Below are 20,570 nucleotides of genomic sequence, written 5' to 3' on the forward strand. Positions count from 1 at the left end.
GACCGACGGCCTGAAATGTTGCCGCTGACTGAAAACTGCCCCCGTTGTTCAACTGCTTCTGCGCAAATCCGGGTTAAAAAAAAGCCCTGATATCAGGGCTCATTTTCGTCTGTAGTACACGCTAAAACGCCAGTTTATAGCCGATCAGCACCAGCATCGTGGCCAGGCACGGACGCAGTACTTCGTCGGAGATGCGACCAGTCAAGTGACTGCCCAGGTAAATCCCTGGCAGCGAACCGATCAGCAAGTAACCCAGCACCTGCCAATCCATGTTGCCCATGCTCGCATGACCCAGGCCGGCGACCAGGGTCAGGGGCACGGCGTGGGCGATTTCCGTGCCGACGAGGCGGCGCGTCGGCAGTAGCGGGTAGAGGATGAACAGCGCCACGGTGCCGAGGGCGCCGGCACCAATGGAGGTCAGCGCGACCATGGTGCCCAGCACAAGACCGGTGATGACCGTCAACACATTCAGGCGTGAACCGCTGGGGTTGTAATGGCCTCCCGCACGCTTGTGGGCGAAGTCGAGCAGGCGTTTCTTGAAGAAAATCGCCAGGGCCGTGGCAAACAGCACGAAGCCCAGCGCCTGTTTGATAACGGCGTTCATCGCGTCGGGAGAAGTCTGCAAACTGCTCAGGAACCACAGCGTCAACGCTACCGCCGGTACGCTGCCGAGGGTCAGCCAACCGGTGATCGCCCAATCGATATTGTTGTTCTTGCGATGAACCAGCACACCACTGGATTTGGTAATGGCCGCGTACAGCAAGTCGGTGCCCACCGCCGTGGCCGGATTGATCCCGAACCACAGCAGAATCGGGGTCATCAACGACCCACCGCCTACGCCGGTCATGCCGACGATAAAGCCGACGACCAACCCTGCCACCACCAACCCGAAGTTAACGAAATCCATTAACACGCCCGCAAAAAACGCATGAAAAAACTGGACCGCAGCATAGCGATTTTTCTTATAACCAGTTATATCGATGCGAACTATCGTTATTCCTCAACACACCATTCCCCCTGTGTACGCAAGTCCCCTGTGGGAGCGGGCTTGCTCGCGAAGGGGCCGTCACATCCAGCATTGATGTGGCTGACAGTCCGCTTTCGCGAGCAAGCCCGCTCCCACAGGGGGGATCTCTGCTGTGTCAGTGAGGTGGTGAGGTTGATCTACTGCACCGGCAAAAAATTCAGGAACAGCAAGCTCTGCGCGTAATTCAGGCCGATCCGCCGATAGCGCTCGTCCAGCATCTGCGTCAGCAGGTCCAGTCGCGCAACGATCTTGCCGAACTCCACGGCAAAACTAAGATTGCTGCCCTCCTCCGAAATTTCGTTGGAGAACAGCAAGGGCTCACCGCTTTTACTTTGCCGCTGACTCAGGATCCAGGTGGCTTTCTCGATGTTGCGTGCGGCGTTGCTGACGAAGGTCGGGTTGATCGCATCGGTCATGTAGAACTCGAGACGATTGCCGTGAGCGGTCACCAGCATGCTGCCGATGGCGTAGATGAAAGCGCCGACCCGGTCGCCGAGGAACTCCGGGCTCATGGCGTAGCTCAGCGCCGCGAGGTCTTTCTTGCCGCCGAGGGTGGGCAGCGGCTGTTGCTGTTCGATGGCCAGGCGCACTTGTTTACCGGCGGTGCGTGCGTCGAGGAAGCCGGATTTTTTCAACTCGTCCGGGTTACGCAGGTAGAGCTTGCTCATCAACAAGTAGAGGCTGTCGAGGTTGTCGCGCATCGCCAGGGTCGCCATTCGGTCGACGCTGGTCTGGAGGAATTCCTGTGGCGTGCCTTCGCGGAACTGGCTGACGATGTCGCTGCCCTGTTGCTGGCTGCAACCGCTGGCGAAGAGCATCGACAGGCTGGCCAGCAGCAGGCAATGGCGACGTATTGATGAGGTGAAGAAGGGTAAAACTCGAGCCATGGGTGCTTGAACTTGGGCATTGGCCGACGGTGGGGATCGCCGCAGGCTGGCCAAGGATAGAGCCGCCAAACCTGAAAAAGTGCAGTGCCGATGGTCCGTAAACGCTGGCCTCCAGAACGAACAGCGACATATTAGTCATACTTTATTATTGCAACAGTTCGCACATAAGCTATAAATCCTTCCTTGACTGACGATCAAAATCGCCAACTAGTATGACTAAATACCAAAAATAACAAAAAGGAAGGTCAACCATGCTGCACTCCCGACACCTGCTCTCCAGCCTCGGACTGTCCCTGATGATCGCCACCCTCCCCACTCAAGCAGCTGGCTTGTCCAGCGAACACAAAGCGTTCGGCAAGACCAGCGACGGCACCCCCGTCGAGCAATACGTCTTGCGCAACAGCCATGGCCTGCAAGCCACGATCATTACCTACGGCGGCATTTTGCAGTCGCTGAAGGTGCCGGACAAAAACAGCACGCTGGACGACGTAGTGCTGGGTTTTGACGATGTTCAGGGCTATCAGAGTGGCACGGCGTACTTTGGCGCGACCATCGGGCGTTTCGGCAATCGCCTGGCCAACGGCGCGTTCGAACTGGATGGCAAACGTTATCAGGTGCCGCTCAATGACGGTTCCAACTCGCTGCACGGCGGCCCGCAGGGTTTTGACAAGCACGTGTGGAAAGCCCAGCCGAGCAAAAGCAAGGATTCGGTGGGTGTGACCCTGACGTATCTGTCGGCCGACGGTGAAATGGGCTTCCCCGGCAACCTCAAAACCGAGGTCACTTACAGCCTCACCGAGAACAATGAGTTACGCATCGACTACAAGGCCAGCACGGATAAACCGACCGTACTGAACCTGACCAACCACAGCTATTTCAACCTCGCCGGCGCGGGCAACGGGGATGTGCTGAAACAGCTCGTCACCCTGCATTCGACCCATTACACGCCAGTCACCGCCAAGCTGATACCGACCGGCGAACTGGCCCCGGTCGCCGGTACGCCGATGGACTTCACACAGCCCACCGCCATCGGCAAAAACATCAAGGCCGATCACCCGCAACTGAAATTCGCTGAGCCAAAACAGGGTGGATTCGATTTCAACTGGGCTCTGGACGCCAAGGGTGACGTGGGCAAACTGGCCGCCGATGTCAGCGACCCACTCTCCGGACGCCGCTTGCAGCTCTACACCACTGAACCCGGCGTGCAGTTCTACACCAGCAACTTCCTCGACGGCACGGTCAAGGGCAAGGGCGGCAAGGTTTATCCGCATTGGGGCGCGTTTACCCTGGAGACCCAGCACTACCCGGACTCGCCGAACCAGCCGAATTTCCCGTCCACCCGACTTGACCCGGGCAAGGCCTATACCCAGCACACTGTGTTGAAGTTCTCGGCTAACTAACTTCCGGCATCACACGTTTTAGCAACTGCCAAGCCTGCACCACCCTATGGGAGCGGGCTTGTGTGGCGAGGGGATTTATCCCCTCGCCACAGGGCTGCTACACGTCTACGGAACCACCGAGTTATTCTGCTGCCAACCTAAGAGTATTTATCGATTCGAAAATGGAGGTTTTCATGCGGACCCTCGAGCTGGCCGGCGTCAATGTACCAGTCATCGGCCAAGGCACCTGGCGCATGGGAGAAGATCCCTCGCAACACAGCAAGGAAGTCGCCGCGCTGCGCCTGGGCATCGAGTTGGGCATGACCCTGATCGACACCGCCGAGATGTACGCCGAAGGCGGCGCGGAGAAAGTGGTGGGTGAAGCCATTACAGGCCTGCGCGACAAGGTCTTTCTGGTCAGCAAGGTCTACCCGCACAACGCCAGCCGCAAAGGCATTCCCCAGGCCTGCGAACGCAGCCTGCGGCGCTTGAACACCGATTACATCGATTTATACCTGCTGCATTGGCGCGGTCAGTATCCGCTCGAGGAAACCGTCGAAGCCTTCGAACGGCTGCGTGAAGACGGCAAGATCGGCCGTTGGGGCGTGTCCAATTTCGACGTCGACGATCTACAGGAATTGAACTCACCAGCCTGCGCCACCAACCAGGTGCTATACAACCTGGAAGAGCGCGGCATCGAATTTGATCTGCTGCCCTGGTGCAAACAGCATCAGCAGCCGTTGATGGCATACTGTCCCATCGGTCAGGGAGGAACGATGCTGGCCCATCCGGCGCTCAAGCAGATTGCCGCCCGTCACGCCGTGACGCCGGCTCAGGTAGCACTGGCATGGATACTGCGACAGACAGGCGTGATCGCCATTCCCAAAGCGGTCAGACCTGAACATGTGCAACTGAATGCGCAGGCCGCACAATTGCGGCTCGAAGACGAGGACCTGAAGGCGCTGGACCACGCGTTTCACGCGCCACAACGCAAGCACCGGTTGGCCATGGTCTAAGCCATCGCGGTTCTGTCAGAGGGCTTCTGCATGAGAAGCACTGATCAGCTCGACGACTTTAATTTGCCACGCTTTATCCTGGCTCAAGACCCGGTGTTCAATCGGGTTCAGGAAGAACTGCATGCAGGCCACAAACGCAGTCACTGGATGTGGTTCATCTTTCCGCAGTTCGCCGGGTTGGGCGGGAGCGAGATGTCCCGGCACTTTGCCATTCGCTCCGTCGAGGAAGCCGTGGCTTACCTGAATCATCCGCTGCTGGGTTCACGATTGTGTAGCTGTACGCAACTGGTGCTGAACATCGAAAAGAGCTCGATTGCAGGCATATTCGGTCATCCCGATGATCTCAAGTTTCACTCGTCGATGACGCTGTTCGCCCAGGTTGCACCCGAAGGCAACCTTTTCAACCAGGCACTGGATCAGTACTTCCACGGCATTCTGGACGACTGGACGCTGTTGCTGCTGGACTCAAAACAGGCCCAGTTGCCCACCAATCAAGGTTGAGAAGTCGTCGTCCACAAACGGCAGAATCGCATCCGCCACCGGCTGCAGTTGTCGGGTGACGTAATGGTCATAGTCGATGGACGCGCTGCGAATCTCCAGTGGCTCAGGCCCGGCGACGGTGATCACGTAACTGATCCAGCCGCCGTTCTGGTATTGCTGTGGGCGGCCCTGCTGGTCGTTGTAGTCATCGGCGATCCGTGCCGCACGGACGTGGGGCGGCACGTTGCGTTCATAGTCATCCAGGGTACGGCGCAGGCGCTTGCGGTAAATCAGTCGGTCGTCGAACTCGCCAGCCAGGGTTTTGCGCACGTAGTCGCGCACGTAATCCTGATAGGGCTGGCGATGGAAAATCCGTGAGTACAGCTCCTGCTGAAATTGCCGGGCCAGCGGCGACCAGTCGGTGCGCACGGTTTCCAGGCCCTTGTAGACCATTTCGTCAGTGCCATCGGCGCGGGTGACCAGCCCCGCGTAACGCTTCTTGCTGCCCTCCTCGGCGCCACGAATGGTCGGCATCAGAAAGCGTTTGTAGTGGGTCTCGAACTGCAATTCCAGGGCGCTTTCCAGCCCGTATTCCTGTTGCACATGCTCGCGCCACCATTGGTTGACGTGGTCCACCAGCGCGCGGCCGATCTGCGCGGCTTCTTCCTGGCCGTGAGCGCGACGCAGCCAGACGAACGTCGAATCGGTGTCGCCGTAAATCACCGTGTGACCCTGGGCTTCGATCAACTGCCGGGTGCGCAGCATGATCTCGTGGCCGCGCAAGGTGATGGACGACGCCAGACGCGTATCGAAGAAGCGGCAGCCGCTGGAACCGAGCACCCCATAGAAGGCGTTCATGATGATCTTCAGCGCTTGGGACAACGGCGCATTGTGTTCGCGCTTGGCGGTCTCGCGGCCTTCAGCTACCCGGGCGACGATGGCAGGCAGGCAATGCCGGGTTCTTGAAAAACGCGCACCGCGGAAACCCGGCACGGACTCGCTGCCATCGGGATGCTGCAAGCCTTCGATCAGCCCGACCGGATCAATCAGGAAGGTGCGAATAATCGACGGATAGAGGCTTTTGTAGTCGAGCACCAGTACTGACTCGTACAACCCGGGTTGCGAGTCCATGACAAAACCGCCGGGGCTGGCTTGCGCAGGCTTGTTGCCCAGATTCGGCGCCACGAAACCCTGGCGGTGCATCAGCGGCATGTAAAGGTGGGTGAACGCCGCCACCGACCCGCCGCTGCGGTCCGCCGGCAACCCGGTGACGCTGGCGCGTTCCAGCAGAAAGGTCAACAGCTCGGTCTTGGCGAAAATCCGCGTCACCAACTCGCAGTCCTTGAGGTTGTAAGTGGCGAGCGCCGGTTTGTCCTCGGCGAACATGCGGTTGATTTCGTCCATGCGCTGGTATGGCGTGCTGATCGCCTTGCCCTCGCCGAGCAGGGTTTGCGCGACGTTTTCCAGGCTGAACGAGGGGAAGCTCCAAGTCGCCGAGCGCAGCGATTCGATGCCGTCGATGATCAACCGGCCGGCGGCCGAGGCGAAGTAATGATTGCGACTACCGTGTTCGCGCCACTGCATTTCTTCGCCGCCACGCCCCAGTTTCAGCGGTACGCCCAGCTGTCGGGCGTGTTGGTGCAGCACGCGCAGGTCGAACTGCACGACGTTCCAGCCGATGATCGCGTCGGGGTCATGGCGGGCGAACCATTCGTTGAGCTTTTTCAGCAGCGCGGTTCGGGAGTCGCAGTAGTCGAGCTGGAAATCCACCGCGCGGTCGTCGCCATTCGGCGGGCCAAGCATGTAGACCTGACGCTCGCCGCAGCCTTCCAGGGCAATGGAATACAACTCGCCCTGAGCCGTGGTTTCGATGTCCAGGGACACCAGCCGGAGGTTGGGCCGGTAGTCGGGAGCGGGTTTCATCTGTGCGTCGAGCAACAGGCCTTCGGCGCCTGGCGTGCCGCCGAACAGCACTGGCGCGGTGATGAAACGCTCCATCATGTAGCGTTCTGGCGGGCGCACGTCGGCTTCGAACATCTCGACGCCTGCTTTACGCAGTGCGGTTTCCAGGCGCATCAACTGACCGTGCTGCTGGCAATACAGGCCGAGCACCGGGCGGTGCTCGAAATCCTGCAGGGCCAGGGGTCGCAGCTCGACGTTTTTTTCGCCGAGCAAAACAGTCTCGGCCTGCTCGCGCTGGGCAGCCGGGATGAACGCCACCGACGGTTGATGAGGCAGACGGATACGCTGGGGACCGGTGTCGGTCGCCAGCCAGAACTCGACTTGCGTACCGCCCGGGGTGTCGCGCCAATGCCGGGTCAGGACGAAACCCTGCTGTAAATCCACCACTGCAACCTCAAGATCTGATTCAGGCGGCAATTCTACGCGTCATCGCGGGGGATAGCCCTCACTGGCAGGAATACGATCTCTGTGGCGAGCGAGCTTACTGTGGGAGCGAGCCTGATCGCGGCGACGGACTCACAGCCAACATCATTGTTGAATGTTAAACCGCTATCGCGAGCAGGTTCGCTCCCACGGGGTTGAGTCAGGCCAGAGATCAGCGGGTATTTGTTGAAAACTTCCCACGCATCATTTCCATGTACTCAACCTCCGACGTCTCCCGCCGCGCCTTCACCAGCGGCTCAATATCCTGCGTCGCCACATACCGCAATCGATCTGTCCCATCACTCGCCGCATCGATGATGACCTGCGCCACGTCCTCGGAAGTAGCCAACCGCTCCCCCCGCAACCCTTCAAACACCTTGAGCGCCGCACCGACAAAGGGGTCGTAATCCCCCGGCGTAGAAAGCTGCGCCGCCTCCGTCGCCGACCGCGCACCAAACCCGGTGCTGATCACCCCGCCCGGCTCGACGATTTTCACCACAATGCCCAGCGCAGCCAGTTCATAGGACAGCGACTCGGAGAACCCTTCCAGGGCAAATTTGCTGGCGTTGTACGCGGAAATCATCGGCAAACCAAACACCCCGGCGCCGGAACTGACATTGATGATCACCCCGGCCTGACGCTGACGCAAGTGCGGCAGGATCGCCCGGGTCACGTCCATTACGCCGAAGACGTTGACATCGAACTGCTCACGGATTTTCTCGCGGGATGTACCCTCGAACACACCGAACAGGCCGAAACCGGCGTTGTTGACCAGTACATCGATCTGGCCAAAGCGGTCGATACCGGCGGCGATGGCAGTGTCGATGCTGGCCGGGTCTTGTACGTCGAGATGGGTGACCAGCACGTTTTCAAGCGCTTTGAGGTCTGCACCGACATCGGGATTGCGCAGGGTTGCGATGACGTTCCAGCCTTGGGCTGCGAACAGTTGTGCGGCGGATTTGCCGAAGCCTGTTGAGGCGCCGGTAATGAGTACGGTCTGGGTCATGTGAAACTCTCGATTGGAAATAAATCCCTGTAGGAACTGCCGAAGGCTGCGCCTACACGTCCGTGGTGAATCAGTGGCCAAGGTAGGCGCCAGCCACCCTTCAAACAATCGGGCTAATATGGGATGAACTGATGCAGGAATCGGCACAATGCAGAAGATGGGATTGCTCGAGCTCAACGCGGTGGTCGCCGTATCGACCCACCGCAGTTTCCGCCGCGCGGCCGATGAACTGGGCATGTCGCCCTCGGCAATGAGCCACGCCATCGCCGCTTTGGAGCAGCGTATGGGCGTGCGTTTGTTCAATCGCACCACTCGCAGCGTGTCCCTGTCCGAGGCCGGCGAGCAGTTTCTGGCCCGGGTGCGTCCGGCGCTGCGTGAAATCTCGGCAGCGATGGAAGCGGTGAACCAGTTTCGCGACACCCCCAGCGGCACCCTGCGAATCAACGCCACCGAAGCCGCGGTGCAGATGATCATGACGCCGGTGGTGGTGGAGTTTCTCAAACGCTATCCCGACATGCGCCTGGACATCGTCACCGACACCGCGCTGGTAGACATCGTTGCCGACGGCTTCGACGCCGGTATCCGCCTCGCCGACAGCGTGCCGCTGGACATGATCGCCGTGCCTTGCAGCCCGCCGCTGCGATTTGCGGTGGTCGGCTCGCCCGGTTATTTCGCCAGCCACCCCAAACCCGAAACACCAGCCGATCTGGCCCGGCACAGCTGCATCCGCACACGCTTTGCCAGCGGCGCGATTTACCGCTGGGAGTTCCAGAAGCGTGGCCAGCCGCAGGTCATCGACGTTAACGGCCCGCTGACCCTCGACAGCCATCAGTTGATCGTCGAGGCCGCGCTTCAGGGCGTTGGGCTGGCCTGCACCAGCGAACTCTCGATTGCCAATGAAATCGCCAGCGGGCAGTTGATTCGTGTGCTGCAAGACTGGACGCCGCCCTACCCCGGCCTCTGCCTTTACTACCCGGCCAATCGTCACGTTCCCGCCGGATTGCGAGCGTTTATCGAGCTGGTGCGTGAGGTTGATGCAAGAAAAACCGCCGAATGACGTTTTTTGCGCGTTATCTGCCGCTTTCCGCCTTGCCCTCGGCGCCTGGGTCTACGATTCTTCAATAACAACGACAACACCTGAGAAGCCACCATGAAAACCGTCGCCCAACTGCTGAAGTTAAAGGCTGAACAGAATCATGAAGTCCACATCATTGCCCCTCATCAAATGGTGCTGGAGGCGCTGATGGTCATGGCCGCGAAAAACGTCGGCGCATTACCGGTCGTGAAGAATGGCGAGGTCGTGGGCATCATCAGCGAGCGTGACTACGCGCGCAAACTCGTGCTCAAGGGCCGCTCCTCCGTCGGTACGCCGGTCGAAGACATCATGGTGTCGCCGGTCATCACCGTGGATACCCATCAAACCGTCGAAACCTGCATGAGCATCATGTCCGACAAACGCTTGCGGCACTTGCCGGTGGTGGAAAACGGTACGTTGATTGGCTTGCTGTCGATTGGCGACCTGGTCAAGGAAGCCATCGCCGAACAGGCTGAATTGATTCGCCAGCTGGAGCAGTACATCCGCGGCGAGTGACTCTGAAATTACGCAGTTCCCCTGTGGGAGCGAGCCTGCTCGCGGAGGCGGTGTGTCAGTCAGCACTTGTATTGACTGATCCACCGCCATCGCGAGCAGGTTCGCTCCCACATTTGATTTGTGGTGCTCTCAGGTCGGCCAATGCCGAGCGAAGACCGGTGCCAGCGTCGGGTGCCGGTCGATTCGCGTCAGCCAGGCATAAAAACCGGGCCGGGCATTGCGCAGATGCTCGCGACTGCCCGCCCACCGCGTCACCACCGCCGCCAGCACATCCAGTGCACCTGGCGTCTCGTCGTCCAGATACAACTCGCCCGAGAACTGATCGGCAAACACCTCCCAACTCCAGTGCAACCGTCGACGGGCGCCGGCCATGAGGTTTTCCATGGCCGATTGATCCGCCTCGACCAGCCAGCGCTCGGGGTAATCGATGATGCCGATGGCCGCGTAGCAATTGCTGACGATGTACACCAGGCCCCGGATCGCCTGATCACGCTCGGCGGGCGTGTTCGACAGCAGGTTCGACTCGGGAAACGCGAGCCCCAGATGAATCAGGATCGCCGCGCTTTCGGTGAGGATGCTGCCATCGGGCAGTTGCAAGGTGGGAATCTGCTTGAGCGGGTTGAGCTTCTCCAGGGCTTTGGCGGCCTCCGCAGACGACTCGACGTCGATGAAACGAAAAGGGATTTCACAGAGTTCGAGGGCGGCCTCTATCGCGGCGGCGCCGGAGTTCTGGTGTCCGTAGAGCTGGTACATAAGCACCCCCCTTCAAGAGTGTCTCTTTGTAGCATCTGACGCTGACCATGCTGGAAAATTTATTTTTTAGCCACTGCATCCAAATCGCTTTCCGATGGGTAGTACCTGTAGCAGCTCCTGAAGCTGCCGAGCAGATTACTCATTTACGGAGAGCTATTCATGAACGCCAAACAGCTGATTTGCCTTGCCGGTTTGTTCGTCGCGGGCCCCATGGCCTACGCCCAGTCAGGTCTGCCCGACAGCATCAAGGTCCCGGACGGGCACAAGGTCGCCCTGGAAACCACCGGTGTCGGCGAGATCACTTACGAATGCCGTGACAAGGCCAATGCCGCCGGCCAGACCGAATGGTTCTTTGTCGGGCCCAAAGCGGTACTCAATGATCACAACGGCAAACAGGTCGGCACCTACTTCGGGCCACCTGCCACCTGGCAAGCGAAGGATGGCTCGAAAGTCACCGGCACCCAGCTGGCGGTCGCACCTTCGAGTCCGGGCAACCTGCCCTATCAATTGGTCAAGGCCAACCCGGCCGAAGGCAAAGGTGCAATGACGGGCGTCAGCTACATCCAGCGCGTCGCCCTAAAAGGTGGCGTGGCCCCGAGCACTGAATGTTCGACGGCCAACAAGGGCAAGCAAGAAGTGGTGAAGTATCAGGCGGATTACATTTTCTGGGCGGCCAACTGAAACCAGGCCTGCGGAAAATTGGTCTACGCTGCTCAGCACTGGCCCCGGTCCTATGGCCCGGGGCTGCTGCCCATTATTGACGGCTGAGATCAGTGTCCTTGCCCGAAACTCTTTTCGATTACGAAGCCCACATCGCCGCCTGCGCCCGCGGTGAACGTCAGGCCCTGCGTGATTTGTATGTGCAGGAGAGTCCGCGCCTGCTGGGCGTTGCCAAACGCCTGGTGCGTGACACTGCCCTGGCGGAAGACATCGTCCACGATGCCTTCATCAAGATATGGAACGGCGCCGCGCAGTTCGACCCGGCGCGAGGATCGGCACGGGGCTGGATGTACAGTTTGACGCGACATCTGGCACTGAATTTCATCCGTGACAATAACCGCGAGATTCAAGGCGAGTTCGATGGGGTGGACGATACGGCAACACTCGATGCAGAGGCTCATTCCGGGCGCATTCATCAGTGCCTGGAACAGCTGGAACCTGCAAGACGCGCCTGTATCCTGCATGCCTACGTCGACGGTTACTCTCACGCTGAAATCTCACACAAACTCGGCACACCGCTGGGCACCGTCAAAGCCTGGATCAAGCGGAGCCTGACGGCACTGCGGGAGTGCATGGGATGATCAGCAAACCGACGAATGAAACCCCGGAAGCACTCGACGAACTGGCCAGCGAATATGTGTTGGGCACACTGTCGGCAGAGCTCCGCACCCAGGTCCGGCAGCGCCTGCGCGACGAACCTGAGTTACGGGCCGCCGTGGACGCCTGGGAGCGTCGCCTGCTTGGCCTGACCAACCTGGCCGGACCTCACGCGCCGTCACCACACCTTTGGCAGCGTATCGAGCGCAGCGTGAACAACGTGACTCGGCCACCCAAGCTCAGCGCGGCTCAGTCTTTATCCTGGTGGAATCTGTTGCCGCTCTGGCGCGGGCTCGCCGGGGCGGGGCTGGCTGCCACGTTGCTGCTTGGCGCATTGATGCTGACGCAAACCACCGTCAAGCCTACCTACCTGGTGGTGTTGGTCGGTCCTCAGGACAAAGCACCCGGCTGGGTGATCCAGGCCAGCAACCCGAGGGAAATCCAGCTGATTCCGCTAGGTGTCGTTGAGGTCCCGGCTGACAAGGCGCTCGAGTTCTGGACCAAAGCCGATGGCTGGCAAGGGCCGGTGTCACTGGGGTTGGTCAAACCGGGACAGACGCTGTCGATCCCGCTCGACAAACTGCCGCCACTGCAACCCAACCAGCTATTTGAACTGACCCTGGAAAATCCGCAGGGCTCACCGATCGGCAAGCCGACCGGGCCGATTCAATTCATCGGTCGGGCAGTGAAAGTCATATGACCGCGATCAACCGAGCGCAGCGATCAACTCCTCCGTCGTGACAATCGAGTGGGCATAGGTCGGCCCGTTGATTTCATGCGCCGCGTGCATGGCCTCGGCACTGAAAGCGGCCGTGGCGTCGCGCACCAGCGTGACGTGATAGCCCAGTTCGGCGGCGAATCTGGAGGTGCTTTCGATGCAGGTATTGGCAAGCATCCCCACCACCACGACCTTGTCGATTCCGTGTTGTTTGAGCAGAAAGTCCAGATCAGTGTTGGCGAAACCACTGCCACCCCAGTGCTCCTTGACGATCACGTCACCGGCCTTGGGCTGGAAGTCCGGGTGCCACTCCCCGCCCCAGGTTCCGGCGGCAAATACTTGCGCATGGCTGGCACCTTGTTGATAGGGGCTGGGGTGTTTCCAGCGCGCCAGTTCATCGGGCTCGGCGCGGTGATGTGGAACGTAGAAAACCTGGATGCCAGCCTTGCGAGCAGCCGCCACCACGGTTTCCAGATTGGCCAGCGTGCCGACGCTGTCAGCCACCGGTTGAGCGCGGCCGTGGAGTTTGCCGCCTTCGCTGAGGAAGTCGTTGTAAGGGTCCACCAGCAGCAGGCCGGTGTGAGCGGGGACATAGGAACTGGCATTCATGATCGATTCCTCGAAGGCAAAGGCACGCGCCAGCTAACCAGTGTAGAAGCGCCGATCAACCCCGCCGCGGCCATCCGACGACTGAACCATCACGCCCGCGCGGGGGGTGTCGCGCTACCTATCATTGCCGTCGATGTTCACCATCACCTCAATGAAGTTCTCATAAAAAATCCGCGGCGTAACATCGCCTCCATACCCAACAACTACACCCCGGAGCACACCCTCATGAAACGCCAAATCCTTCTCAGCATCGCTTTCTCGGTTTTTGCAGTTAACGCTTTCGCCGCTTCTTCTGCTCACCCGGTTGTCGCTGAAGGCGGCTCGGATCGTCTGATCGAAAGTCGTGTGGCTGAGGGTGGTTCGGATCGTTTGATCGAAAACCGCGTTGCCGAAGGTGGTTCTGACCGTCTGATCGAAAACCGCGTCGCCGAAGGTGGTTCCGACCGTCTGATCGAAAACCGCGTTGCCGAAGGTGGTTCCGACCGTCTGATCGAAAACCGCGTTGCTGAAGGTGGTTCCGACCGTCTGATCGAGAACCGCGTTGCTGAAGGTGGTTCCGACCGTCTGATCGAAAGCCGCGCTGCATAAATGAATGGTTTTACCGCGGGACTCAATGAAAAACCCGGCCTCATCAGCCGGGTTTTTTTACGCCTGTTTTTTGCGATAGGTCACTTGCCCGCCCGCGCCATGCATCGCTGGTAGCGCTCATCAACCCGCTTGGCGAACCACGCGGTCGTGAGTTTGCGGGTGATTTTCGGGCTTTGCAGCACGATTCCCGGCAACACTGCACGAGGCAACGGCCGACCTTCCGCCTTCTCGGCCAGGTCGAACACCCGTGCATAGAGCTGGGTGTCCTCGAACTGCAGGTTTTTGCCCTCCTCCAATTGATCGCGAATGGTCGTGTTGCGCATGCCCAATTGCTTGCCAAGGCTGCGCACCGCCAATTCCGTGGTGCCCGGCATGATCGCGTCGTATCGCACCAGATCGCCATCCAGCGCCAGAGGAATGCCTGAGGCACGACTCACCGCGTTCTGAAACGCCGCATTGCGGCTGGCGTACCAGCCGGCATTGAAATCGGCAAAGCGATACAGCGGCTGTTTGTAGCTCACCGGGTACCCAAGCAAGTGGGCAATGCCGAAGTACATGCCGCCGCGACGGCTGAACACTTCACGACGGATCGAGCCCTCCATCGGATACGGATAATTGCGCGCCTGCTGCTCGGCGAAATCGATGCTGACCTGCATCGGCCCACCGGTGTGCACCGGGTTGAACCCTCCAAACAAGGTCCGCCCCATGGGCACCATGCCGATGAAGTCATCGAAAATCGCGCTGAGCTCCTTTTCGCTGCGCGCCGCATTCAGTCGGTCGCTGTAGCTTTTGCCGTTGGATGAACTGACCTGCAATGCACCGCTGACCAGCAGGCTGGGGATATGGACTTTGGCAGCACGACGGTCAATCTCTTCGCGGGCGATCTTGCCCAGGCCCGGCACGGGTGGGTCGACCTGGAAGGTCGACTCTTGCTCGGTGACCGCGAGTACCGAACAAAGGTTTTGCGTGGAGGGATAGATGTTCTGCGCGGCAAAGGCGGCGTAGATGTCTGTGGCCCAGCCTTGGCGGTCAACGGTTTTGGCCGGCAGCAGGCGCACGATCTCGGACTTGACCTCGGCGGGTTTGCGGGCCGGCAACTCCTGAGTGCGCTGAGTGCCGCAACCCGCCAGCACCAGCAGCGCCGCGACACTCATGATCAATCGATTGGCTTGCATGGTGCTCCATCAAATCCGCTGAACCGGGTTAACCATACGATCAATGGCATGGTGCAGGCTATGACTCCTGCCGCCATCCCCTGTTCCCCTTGCCCTGTATCTCCCCGCAACTTCACGGTTGGGGAGGCTTTCCCGTTGGGCAGCCAGTCTTTTCATATCCCCGGGCTGGACCATACTTGTGCCACACACCGAGGAGGACAGGCTCATGAACCGTAGCGACGTGCTGGTCGTGGGCGCCGGCCCGACCGGGTTGGTATTGGCGCTGTGGTTGAGCAAACTGGGGATTCGGGTACGGATTATCGACAAAACGTCGGCGGCCGGCACCACGTCTCGGGCGCTGGCGGTTCAGGCGCGGACGCTGGAGCTTTATCGTCAGCTCGACCTCAGCAATGCCGTGGTACAGAAAGGTCACCGAGTGGACGCGGCGAATTTCTGGGTCAAGGGCGAACCCGTAGCGCGCTTGCCATTGACCGGCATCGGTGAGGGGCTGACGCCTTATGCGTTTCTCGAGATGTTCCCTCAGGACGAACACGAACAGCTGCTGATTGAACGCCTGGAAGGGTTCGGCATCAATGTCGAACGCAACACCGAACTGGAGGGTTTTGAGGAAACCGGCGATGGCATCAGCGCACGGCTGCGCCTGCCCGACGGCCAGCAGGAAATCTGCCAGGCGTGTTATCTGGCGGGATGCGACGGCGCCCGGTCAATCGTGCGCAAGACCCTCGACACCGGTTTTCCCGGCGGCACCTACCAGCAGATTTTCTATGTCGCCGATGTGCAGGCCCAAGGCCCGACGCTCAACGGCGAACTGCACCTGGACCTGGACGAAGCGGATTTTCTCGCGGTGTTTCCGTTAGCCGGTGAAGGCCGCGCCCGCTTGATCGGCACCGTGCGCGACGAACGCGCCGACCGGGCGGAATCCCTCGGGTTTGCCGACGTCAGCAGTCGGGCCATCGAACACCTGAAGGTGCAGATTGATCAGGTGAACTGGTTCTCGACTTATCGTGTGCATCATCGGGTGGCAGATCACTTTCGCAGCGGTCGCGCATTTTTATTGGGCGACGCGGCCCACGTCCACAGCCCGGCGGGCGGCCAGGGCATGAACACCGGGATCGGCGATGCCATCAACCTGGCCTGGAAACTGGCGGCCGTCTTGAGCGGCGGCGCCACGGCCACGCTGCTCGACACCTACGAAACCGAACGCATCGCCTTTGCCCGCAAACTGGTGGCCACCACCGACCGGGTGTTCACCTTCGTCACCGCCGAAGGGCGCATGGCCGATTTGCTGCGCACCCGTCTGGCGCCGTTCCTGATCCCCAAAATGGCCTCATTCGAAACGTCCCGGGAGTTTCTGTTTCGCACGGTGTCGCAGATCACCCTTAACTATCGTGGGACAGCCTTGAGCAAGGGTGTCTCCGGCCATGTTCATGGCGGCGATCGCCTGCCCTGGGCGCACGACGGTGAGGGGGACAATTTCGAATCGCTGACGTGTCTGACCTGGCAGGTGCATGTGTATGGCGACACCAGCGACGAAATGATCGCCTGGTGCCACGAGCATCACCTGCCGTTGCACGTGTTCGACTGGCGGCCGGCGTTTGAAGCGGCGGGGTTGGGGCGTAACGGGTTTTATCTGTTGCGGCCGGATACGTATGTGGCGATTGCCGACAACTCGGCCGATCCCAAGGTGATTGAGCGGTATTTCAAGGAGCATGGGATCCGGCCGTTTTTCGGCAGCCCCTGAGACCACCACAAATAAAATGTGGTGGGTTTAGATCCCGGCCAGGGCCAAGTCCATCGCAAAGTAGGTGAAGATCAAATCCGCCCCCGCCCGCTTGATCGCGCCAAGGCTTTCACGCACCACGCGATCCTCATCAATCGCCCCGGCCTGTGCGGCGAATTTGATCATCGCGTACTCGCCGCTGACCTGATACGCCGACAGCGGCAAACGCGACACTTCGCGAATGTCGCGGATGATGTCCAGGTACGCGCCGGCCGGTTTGACCATCAGCGCATCGGCGCCTTCCTGCTCGTCCATCAGGGACTCGCGCACCGCTTCGCGGCGGTTCATCGGGTTCATCTGGTAGCTTTTGCGGTCGCCCTTGAGCGCGCTGCCGCCGGCTTCACGGAACGGACCGTAGAGCGCGGAAGCGAATTTGGTCGAATAGGCAATGATCGCGGTCTGGGTGAAACCGGCTTGGTCGAGCGCCCGGCGAATGGCCTGGACCTGCCCGTCCATGGCGGCTGACGGGGCAATCACATCCGCACCGGCACGGGCCGCCGCCACGGCTTGTTTGCCGAGGTTGATCAGGGTCTGGTCGTTGTCGACTTCGTGGTTGTGCATCACACCACAGTGGCCGTGGTCGGTGTATTCGCAGAAGCAGGTGTCGGACATCACGATCATCTCCGGCACTGCGTCCTTGGCAATGCGCGACATGCGCGACACCAGGCCGTTGTCGCTCCAGGTGTCGCTGCCGCTGCTGTCCAGGTGATGGGAGACGCCGAACGTCATCACCGACTTGATCCCGGCACGGGCATAACGCTCGATCTCGCCAGCCAGTTTCGACTCTGGAATGCGCACCACGCCGGGCATGCTTTTGATCGGCACGAAGTCCTCGATTTCTTCCTCGACGAAAATCGGCAACACCAGGTCGTTCAGACTGAACTCGGTTTCCTGGAACAGGCTGCGCAGGCTCGCGTTGCGGCGCAGACGGCGTGGACGTGCTTCGGGGAACTGACTGGACATGAGGGGGTTCCTGAAAAACGGAGGTCGAGACGGAAGTCGTAGGGGGCGAAGCTTATGCCCTGCGAGGGGTGGGGCACAAACCTCGATCGCCCAAGACTGCGTTACCGAGGCCGCAATAATCGCGCGATACAACGCGGTTCCCTGTGGGAGCGGGCTTGCTCGCGAAGACGGCGGCACATCCAACAATGATGTATCTGACACACCGACTTCGCGAGCAAGCCCGCTCCCACAAGTTTTAGATTTCCAGCACACCGGAGATGCAGGTGACCACCGAACCGCCAATCCAGATCTCATCCCCCACCTGCTCCACCTGAATGCGCCCGGCGCGGCCCATGGTCAGGCCCTGGCTGACCACGTAGGACGCCGGCGCCAGACCTTCGGCAAGCAACCACTGCGCAATCCCGGCGTTCAAACTGCCGGTGGCCGGGTCTTCCGGCATGCCATCGCCCGAGATGAACGCGCGCACTTCAAACTGCGCGTCATTGCCATCGCGCTCGGGGTGCCATGGCGCGATCACACCGACGGCGAGGCCCAGCATCTGTGAATGATCCGGCTGCAAATCCAGCACCTGCCGGCGGTCCTCGACCATCACCGCCAGCCAGCCGGCACCGTTATCGACCCATTGGGTCCGGACAATCGCGCCTGGCTCCAGCCGCAGTCCACGGCGCACGCGTTCAACCACATCGGCGTCCACCGGCCCTGTCTTGATCAGTGGCGGCGCGAGAAAGGCCAGCTCCGCGCCTTGCCTGCGCACCCGCACCAGACCGACGCCGCACTCCTGAATGATCTCCTCGCCCTTGGGCACGCCACCGGCCTCAAGCCATGCATGGCAGGTGCCCAAGGTCGGGTGACCGGCGAACGGCAACTCGTTGAGGGTGGTGAAGATCCGTACCCGATAGTCGGCGCGAGGGTCGCGCGGTTCGAGGATGAACGTGGTTTCGCTGAGGTTGGTCCAGGTCGCGAACGCCGCCATGCGTTCATCGCTGAGCCTGTCTGCGCCGAACACGACTGCCAACGGATTGCCCTTGAGTGCAACCCGGCTGAAGACATCCACTTGCTTGAAATCGAATGAGCTCATTGCCTGCCTTGGTCTTGAGAGAGTCGAAGAGATTTACTTGGGAATTTCCAGCCCGCGTATCACCGCCGGCCGCGCCAGGAAGCGTTCCAGCACGCGTGTGACATTGGGGAAATCCTTGATGCCCACCAGATCGCCAGCCTCATAGAAGCCGATGAGGTTACGCACCCACGGAAAGGTCGCGATGTCGGCGATCGTATAGCGATCACCCATGATCCAGTCGCGCCCTTGCAGACGGCCATCCAGCACTTTAAGCAGGCGTTTGCTTTCGTCGACGTAGCGGTCACGCGGACGTTTGTCCTCGTAATCCTTGCCAGCAAATTTGTTGAAAAACCCGAGCTGGCCAAACATCGGCCCGATGCCGCCCATCTGGAACATCAGCCACTGGATCGTCTCGTACCGCGCCGCCGACTCCTGCGCCAACAACTGACCGCTCTTGTCGGCGAGGTAAATCAGGATCGCCCCGGATTCGAACAAAGGCAGCGGTTTGTCATCAGGGCCGTGGGGATCGAGGATCGCCGGGATCTTGTTGTTGGGGTTCAGCGACAGAAACTCGGGGGACATCTGATCGTTGGTGTCGAAGCCCACGCGATGGGGTTCGTAAGGCAGACCGATCTCTTCGAGCATGATCGACACCTTGACGCCATTGGGGGTCGGCAAGGAGTAGAGCTGGATCCAGTCCGGGTAGTGGGCCGGCCATTTTCGGGTAATCGGGAACGCGGACAGATCGGTCATGGGAAGCATCCACAGGGAACAGTAAGCGCTGATCATAAAGGAGGAGACGGGTCTTTTGCGTATCAATCTTGCTGATGAACAAGATCAAAACATTGCAGTCTTTCTGTGGCGCCTCTACGTGTACCGTGTCCATAAATCCGCAACATCCTGTCGATAACCTCTGCTCCAACCCATGCAAGGTTACCGGTACATTGCGGCGCACTCGCCGGAATCGAACCAAATGGGCGTCAGAGGACTCTGAGAACTGCCCTTTCGGAAACGGACCGGCCCAACGACATGGAAAACACCCGATGCTGGGAGCTCGTGGTGTAAAGGTTTGTCAGCCTTAACCGAATGCGCTGAAGATCACCTATTCAAATGATGAACCTTTTGAAATTTGCCAATCGCTTCAAGCAACGTGCGTATGTCGTCCTGCCCTCCCTGCTGGCGGTGAGCGCGTTATTCCTTTCCCTGGAGTCCAGCGAGAGCCGCGCCCAACCGGCAGACGGCACGCAGACCCTGGTCTTCCTGCGTCACGCGGAAAAACCCGAGGGCGGCCTGGGCCAGCTCAACTGCCAGGGCCTGAACCGCGCCATTGATCTGGCCACCTTGCTGCCGGAAAAATTCGGCAAGGCCAATTACGTATTTGCGGCTAACCCGACACGTAATGTCGAGGAAGGCGAACTGGATAATTCCTACAGCTACATTCGCCCCCTGATGACCATCAGCCCCAGCGCGATCAAGCTCGGCTTGCCGGTGAACATCAACTTTTCAGCCAACGACACCAGCGACCTCGCCGATGAGTTGCTCCACGACAAGTACCACAACTCGGTCATCTACACCGCCTGGTCCCACGGTTACTTGCCCGAGCTGATCAACAAGGTCGCGGGAGATGCGGTCGGCAAGAAACAAAAGATCACCGAAGACTGGGAATCCAGCGACTACGACTCGCTGTTTGTGCTCACGCTGACCTGGCATAACGGCAAGGCCAGTCTGCAGAGCCATAGCTACAAGCAAGGGCTGGATAATGGGCGGGAGACGTGTCCGACGTAAGCTGTCGATACCCTCCAGGCATTAAAGTTTATAGCGCCTGTCTGGGCCCTATCG

General features: G+C 60.0%; 21 protein-coding genes. 11 read left to right on the forward strand and 10 right to left on the reverse strand.

Annotated elements, in window-relative coordinates:
- Positions 1-121 precede the first annotated feature (121 nt).
- Both ACA051_RS19635 and ACA051_RS19640 read right to left on the reverse strand, forming a co-directional pair.
- Complete coding sequence (locus ACA051_RS19635; RefSeq protein ID WP_497304057.1) at positions 122-907, reverse strand: sulfite exporter TauE/SafE family protein; 786 nt, start codon at positions 905-907, stop codon at positions 122-124.
- 257 nt (positions 908-1,164) lie between these two features.
- Positions 1,165-1,914, reverse strand: a complete 750-nt coding sequence (locus ACA051_RS19640; RefSeq protein WP_497371512.1) for a hypothetical protein — start codon at positions 1,912-1,914, stop codon at positions 1,165-1,167.
- A 251-nt stretch (positions 1,915-2,165) separates the two neighbouring features.
- Here ACA051_RS19640 and ACA051_RS19645 point away from each other — a divergent pair, with 251 nt between their 5' ends.
- From ACA051_RS19645 to ACA051_RS19655, 3 genes are all read left to right on the forward strand, one after another.
- Entirely contained in the window at positions 2,166-3,314 is a 1,149-nt protein-coding gene (locus tag ACA051_RS19645) for an aldose epimerase family protein (protein ID WP_497371514.1), read from the forward strand.
- A gap of 173 nt (positions 3,315-3,487) precedes the next feature.
- Positions 3,488-4,309 (forward strand): aldo/keto reductase, encoded by an 822-nt coding sequence (locus ACA051_RS19650; protein ID WP_497371516.1) that lies wholly within the window; start codon positions 3,488-3,490, stop codon positions 4,307-4,309.
- A 30-nt stretch (positions 4,310-4,339) separates the two neighbouring features.
- Complete coding sequence (locus tag ACA051_RS19655; protein WP_497371518.1) at positions 4,340-4,810, forward strand: DUF1810 domain-containing protein; 471 nt, start codon at positions 4,340-4,342, stop codon at positions 4,808-4,810.
- Here ACA051_RS19655 and ACA051_RS19660 read toward each other — a convergent pair.
- Both ACA051_RS19660 and ACA051_RS19665 read right to left on the reverse strand, forming a co-directional pair.
- A complete protein-coding gene (locus tag ACA051_RS19660; RefSeq protein ID WP_497371520.1) occupies positions 4,775-7,135 on the reverse strand; it encodes a DNA polymerase II in 2,361 nt (786 codons plus the stop codon). The two genes, ACA051_RS19655 and ACA051_RS19660, sit on opposite strands and share 36 nt — an antisense overlap.
- Positions 7,136-7,346: 211 nt before the next feature.
- The gene (locus tag ACA051_RS19665; protein ID WP_497304068.1) at positions 7,347-8,180 is read right to left on the reverse strand and encodes an SDR family oxidoreductase; all 834 of its coding nucleotides are present in this window, start codon (positions 8,178-8,180) and stop codon (positions 7,347-7,349) included.
- A 148-nt stretch (positions 8,181-8,328) separates the two neighbouring features.
- Between ACA051_RS19665 and ACA051_RS19670 the strand changes: the two genes are divergently transcribed.
- Positions 8,329-9,237 (forward strand): LysR family transcriptional regulator, encoded by a 909-nt coding sequence (locus ACA051_RS19670; RefSeq protein ID WP_497371522.1) that lies wholly within the window; start codon positions 8,329-8,331, stop codon positions 9,235-9,237.
- A 93-nt stretch (positions 9,238-9,330) separates the two neighbouring features.
- Positions 9,331-9,771, forward strand: coding sequence for a CBS domain-containing protein (locus ACA051_RS19675; protein WP_497304072.1), 441 nt, complete (start codon positions 9,331-9,333; stop codon positions 9,769-9,771).
- Between the two features lie 129 nt (positions 9,772-9,900).
- On the opposite strand, the gene ACA051_RS19680 is transcribed toward ACA051_RS19675, so the two are convergent.
- On the reverse strand, positions 9,901-10,524 hold the full coding sequence (locus ACA051_RS19680; RefSeq protein ID WP_497371524.1) for a glutathione S-transferase: 624 nt from the start codon (positions 10,522-10,524) through the stop codon (positions 9,901-9,903).
- A 159-nt stretch (positions 10,525-10,683) separates the two neighbouring features.
- Between ACA051_RS19680 and ACA051_RS19685 the strand changes: the two genes are divergently transcribed.
- The 3 genes from ACA051_RS19685 (at position 10,684) to ACA051_RS19695 (ending at position 12,541) form a co-directional block, all read left to right on the forward strand.
- Entirely contained in the window at positions 10,684-11,205 is a 522-nt protein-coding gene (locus tag ACA051_RS19685) for a DUF3455 domain-containing protein (protein WP_497304074.1), read from the forward strand.
- Positions 11,206-11,303: 98 nt separating this feature from the next.
- Complete coding sequence (locus ACA051_RS19690; protein ID WP_497371526.1) at positions 11,304-11,825, forward strand: sigma-70 family RNA polymerase sigma factor; 522 nt, start codon at positions 11,304-11,306, stop codon at positions 11,823-11,825.
- Complete coding sequence (locus tag ACA051_RS19695) at positions 11,822-12,541, forward strand: anti-sigma factor (protein WP_497371528.1); 720 nt, start codon at positions 11,822-11,824, stop codon at positions 12,539-12,541. The genes ACA051_RS19690 and ACA051_RS19695 overlap by 4 nt, the downstream gene beginning before the upstream one ends.
- 6 nt (positions 12,542-12,547) lie before the next feature.
- Here the strand turns inward: ACA051_RS19695 and ACA051_RS19700 are convergent, their stop codons facing one another.
- A complete protein-coding gene (locus ACA051_RS19700) occupies positions 12,548-13,168 on the reverse strand; it encodes a cysteine hydrolase family protein (RefSeq protein ID WP_497371530.1) in 621 nt (206 codons plus the stop codon).
- Positions 13,169-13,393: 225 nt separating this feature from the next.
- Between ACA051_RS19700 and ACA051_RS19705 the strand changes: the two genes are divergently transcribed.
- A complete protein-coding gene (locus ACA051_RS19705) occupies positions 13,394-13,756 on the forward strand; it encodes a hypothetical protein (RefSeq protein WP_102650913.1) in 363 nt (120 codons plus the stop codon).
- Between the two features lie 80 nt (positions 13,757-13,836).
- Here ACA051_RS19705 and ACA051_RS19710 read toward each other — a convergent pair whose 3' ends face one another.
- A complete protein-coding gene (locus ACA051_RS19710; protein WP_497371532.1) occupies positions 13,837-14,931 on the reverse strand; it encodes a DUF1615 domain-containing protein in 1,095 nt (364 codons plus the stop codon).
- 205 nt (positions 14,932-15,136) lie between these two features.
- On the opposite strand from ACA051_RS19710, the gene ACA051_RS19715 reads away from it, so the two are divergent.
- Positions 15,137-16,672 carry an FAD-dependent oxidoreductase gene (locus tag ACA051_RS19715; protein WP_497371534.1) on the forward strand — a complete coding sequence of 512 codons (1,536 nt, stop codon included), beginning with the start codon at positions 15,137-15,139 and terminating at the stop codon, positions 16,670-16,672.
- Positions 16,673-16,699: 27 nt separating this feature from the next.
- On the opposite strand, the gene hemB is transcribed toward ACA051_RS19715, so the two are convergent.
- The 3 genes from hemB to ACA051_RS19730 form a co-directional block, all read right to left on the reverse strand.
- Positions 16,700-17,674, reverse strand: a complete 975-nt coding sequence (gene hemB, locus ACA051_RS19720; RefSeq protein WP_497304083.1) for a porphobilinogen synthase — start codon at positions 17,672-17,674, stop codon at positions 16,700-16,702.
- A gap of 235 nt (positions 17,675-17,909) precedes the next feature.
- Complete coding sequence (locus ACA051_RS19725) at positions 17,910-18,752, reverse strand: PhzF family phenazine biosynthesis protein (protein WP_497371536.1); 843 nt, start codon at positions 18,750-18,752, stop codon at positions 17,910-17,912.
- A 33-nt stretch (positions 18,753-18,785) separates the two neighbouring features.
- Positions 18,786-19,484: a glutathione binding-like protein gene (locus ACA051_RS19730; protein ID WP_497371538.1), complete on the reverse strand. Its 699-nt coding sequence runs from the start codon at positions 19,482-19,484 to the stop codon at positions 18,786-18,788.
- A gap of 357 nt (positions 19,485-19,841) precedes the next feature.
- On the opposite strand from ACA051_RS19730, the gene ACA051_RS19735 reads away from it, so the two are divergent.
- Positions 19,842-20,516 (forward strand): histidine phosphatase family protein, encoded by a 675-nt coding sequence (locus ACA051_RS19735; RefSeq protein WP_109629191.1) that lies wholly within the window; start codon positions 19,842-19,844, stop codon positions 20,514-20,516.
- The last annotated feature ends 54 nt before the right edge of the window (positions 20,517-20,570 follow it).

The organism is Pseudomonas sp. LBUM1669, from assembly GCF_059695705.1.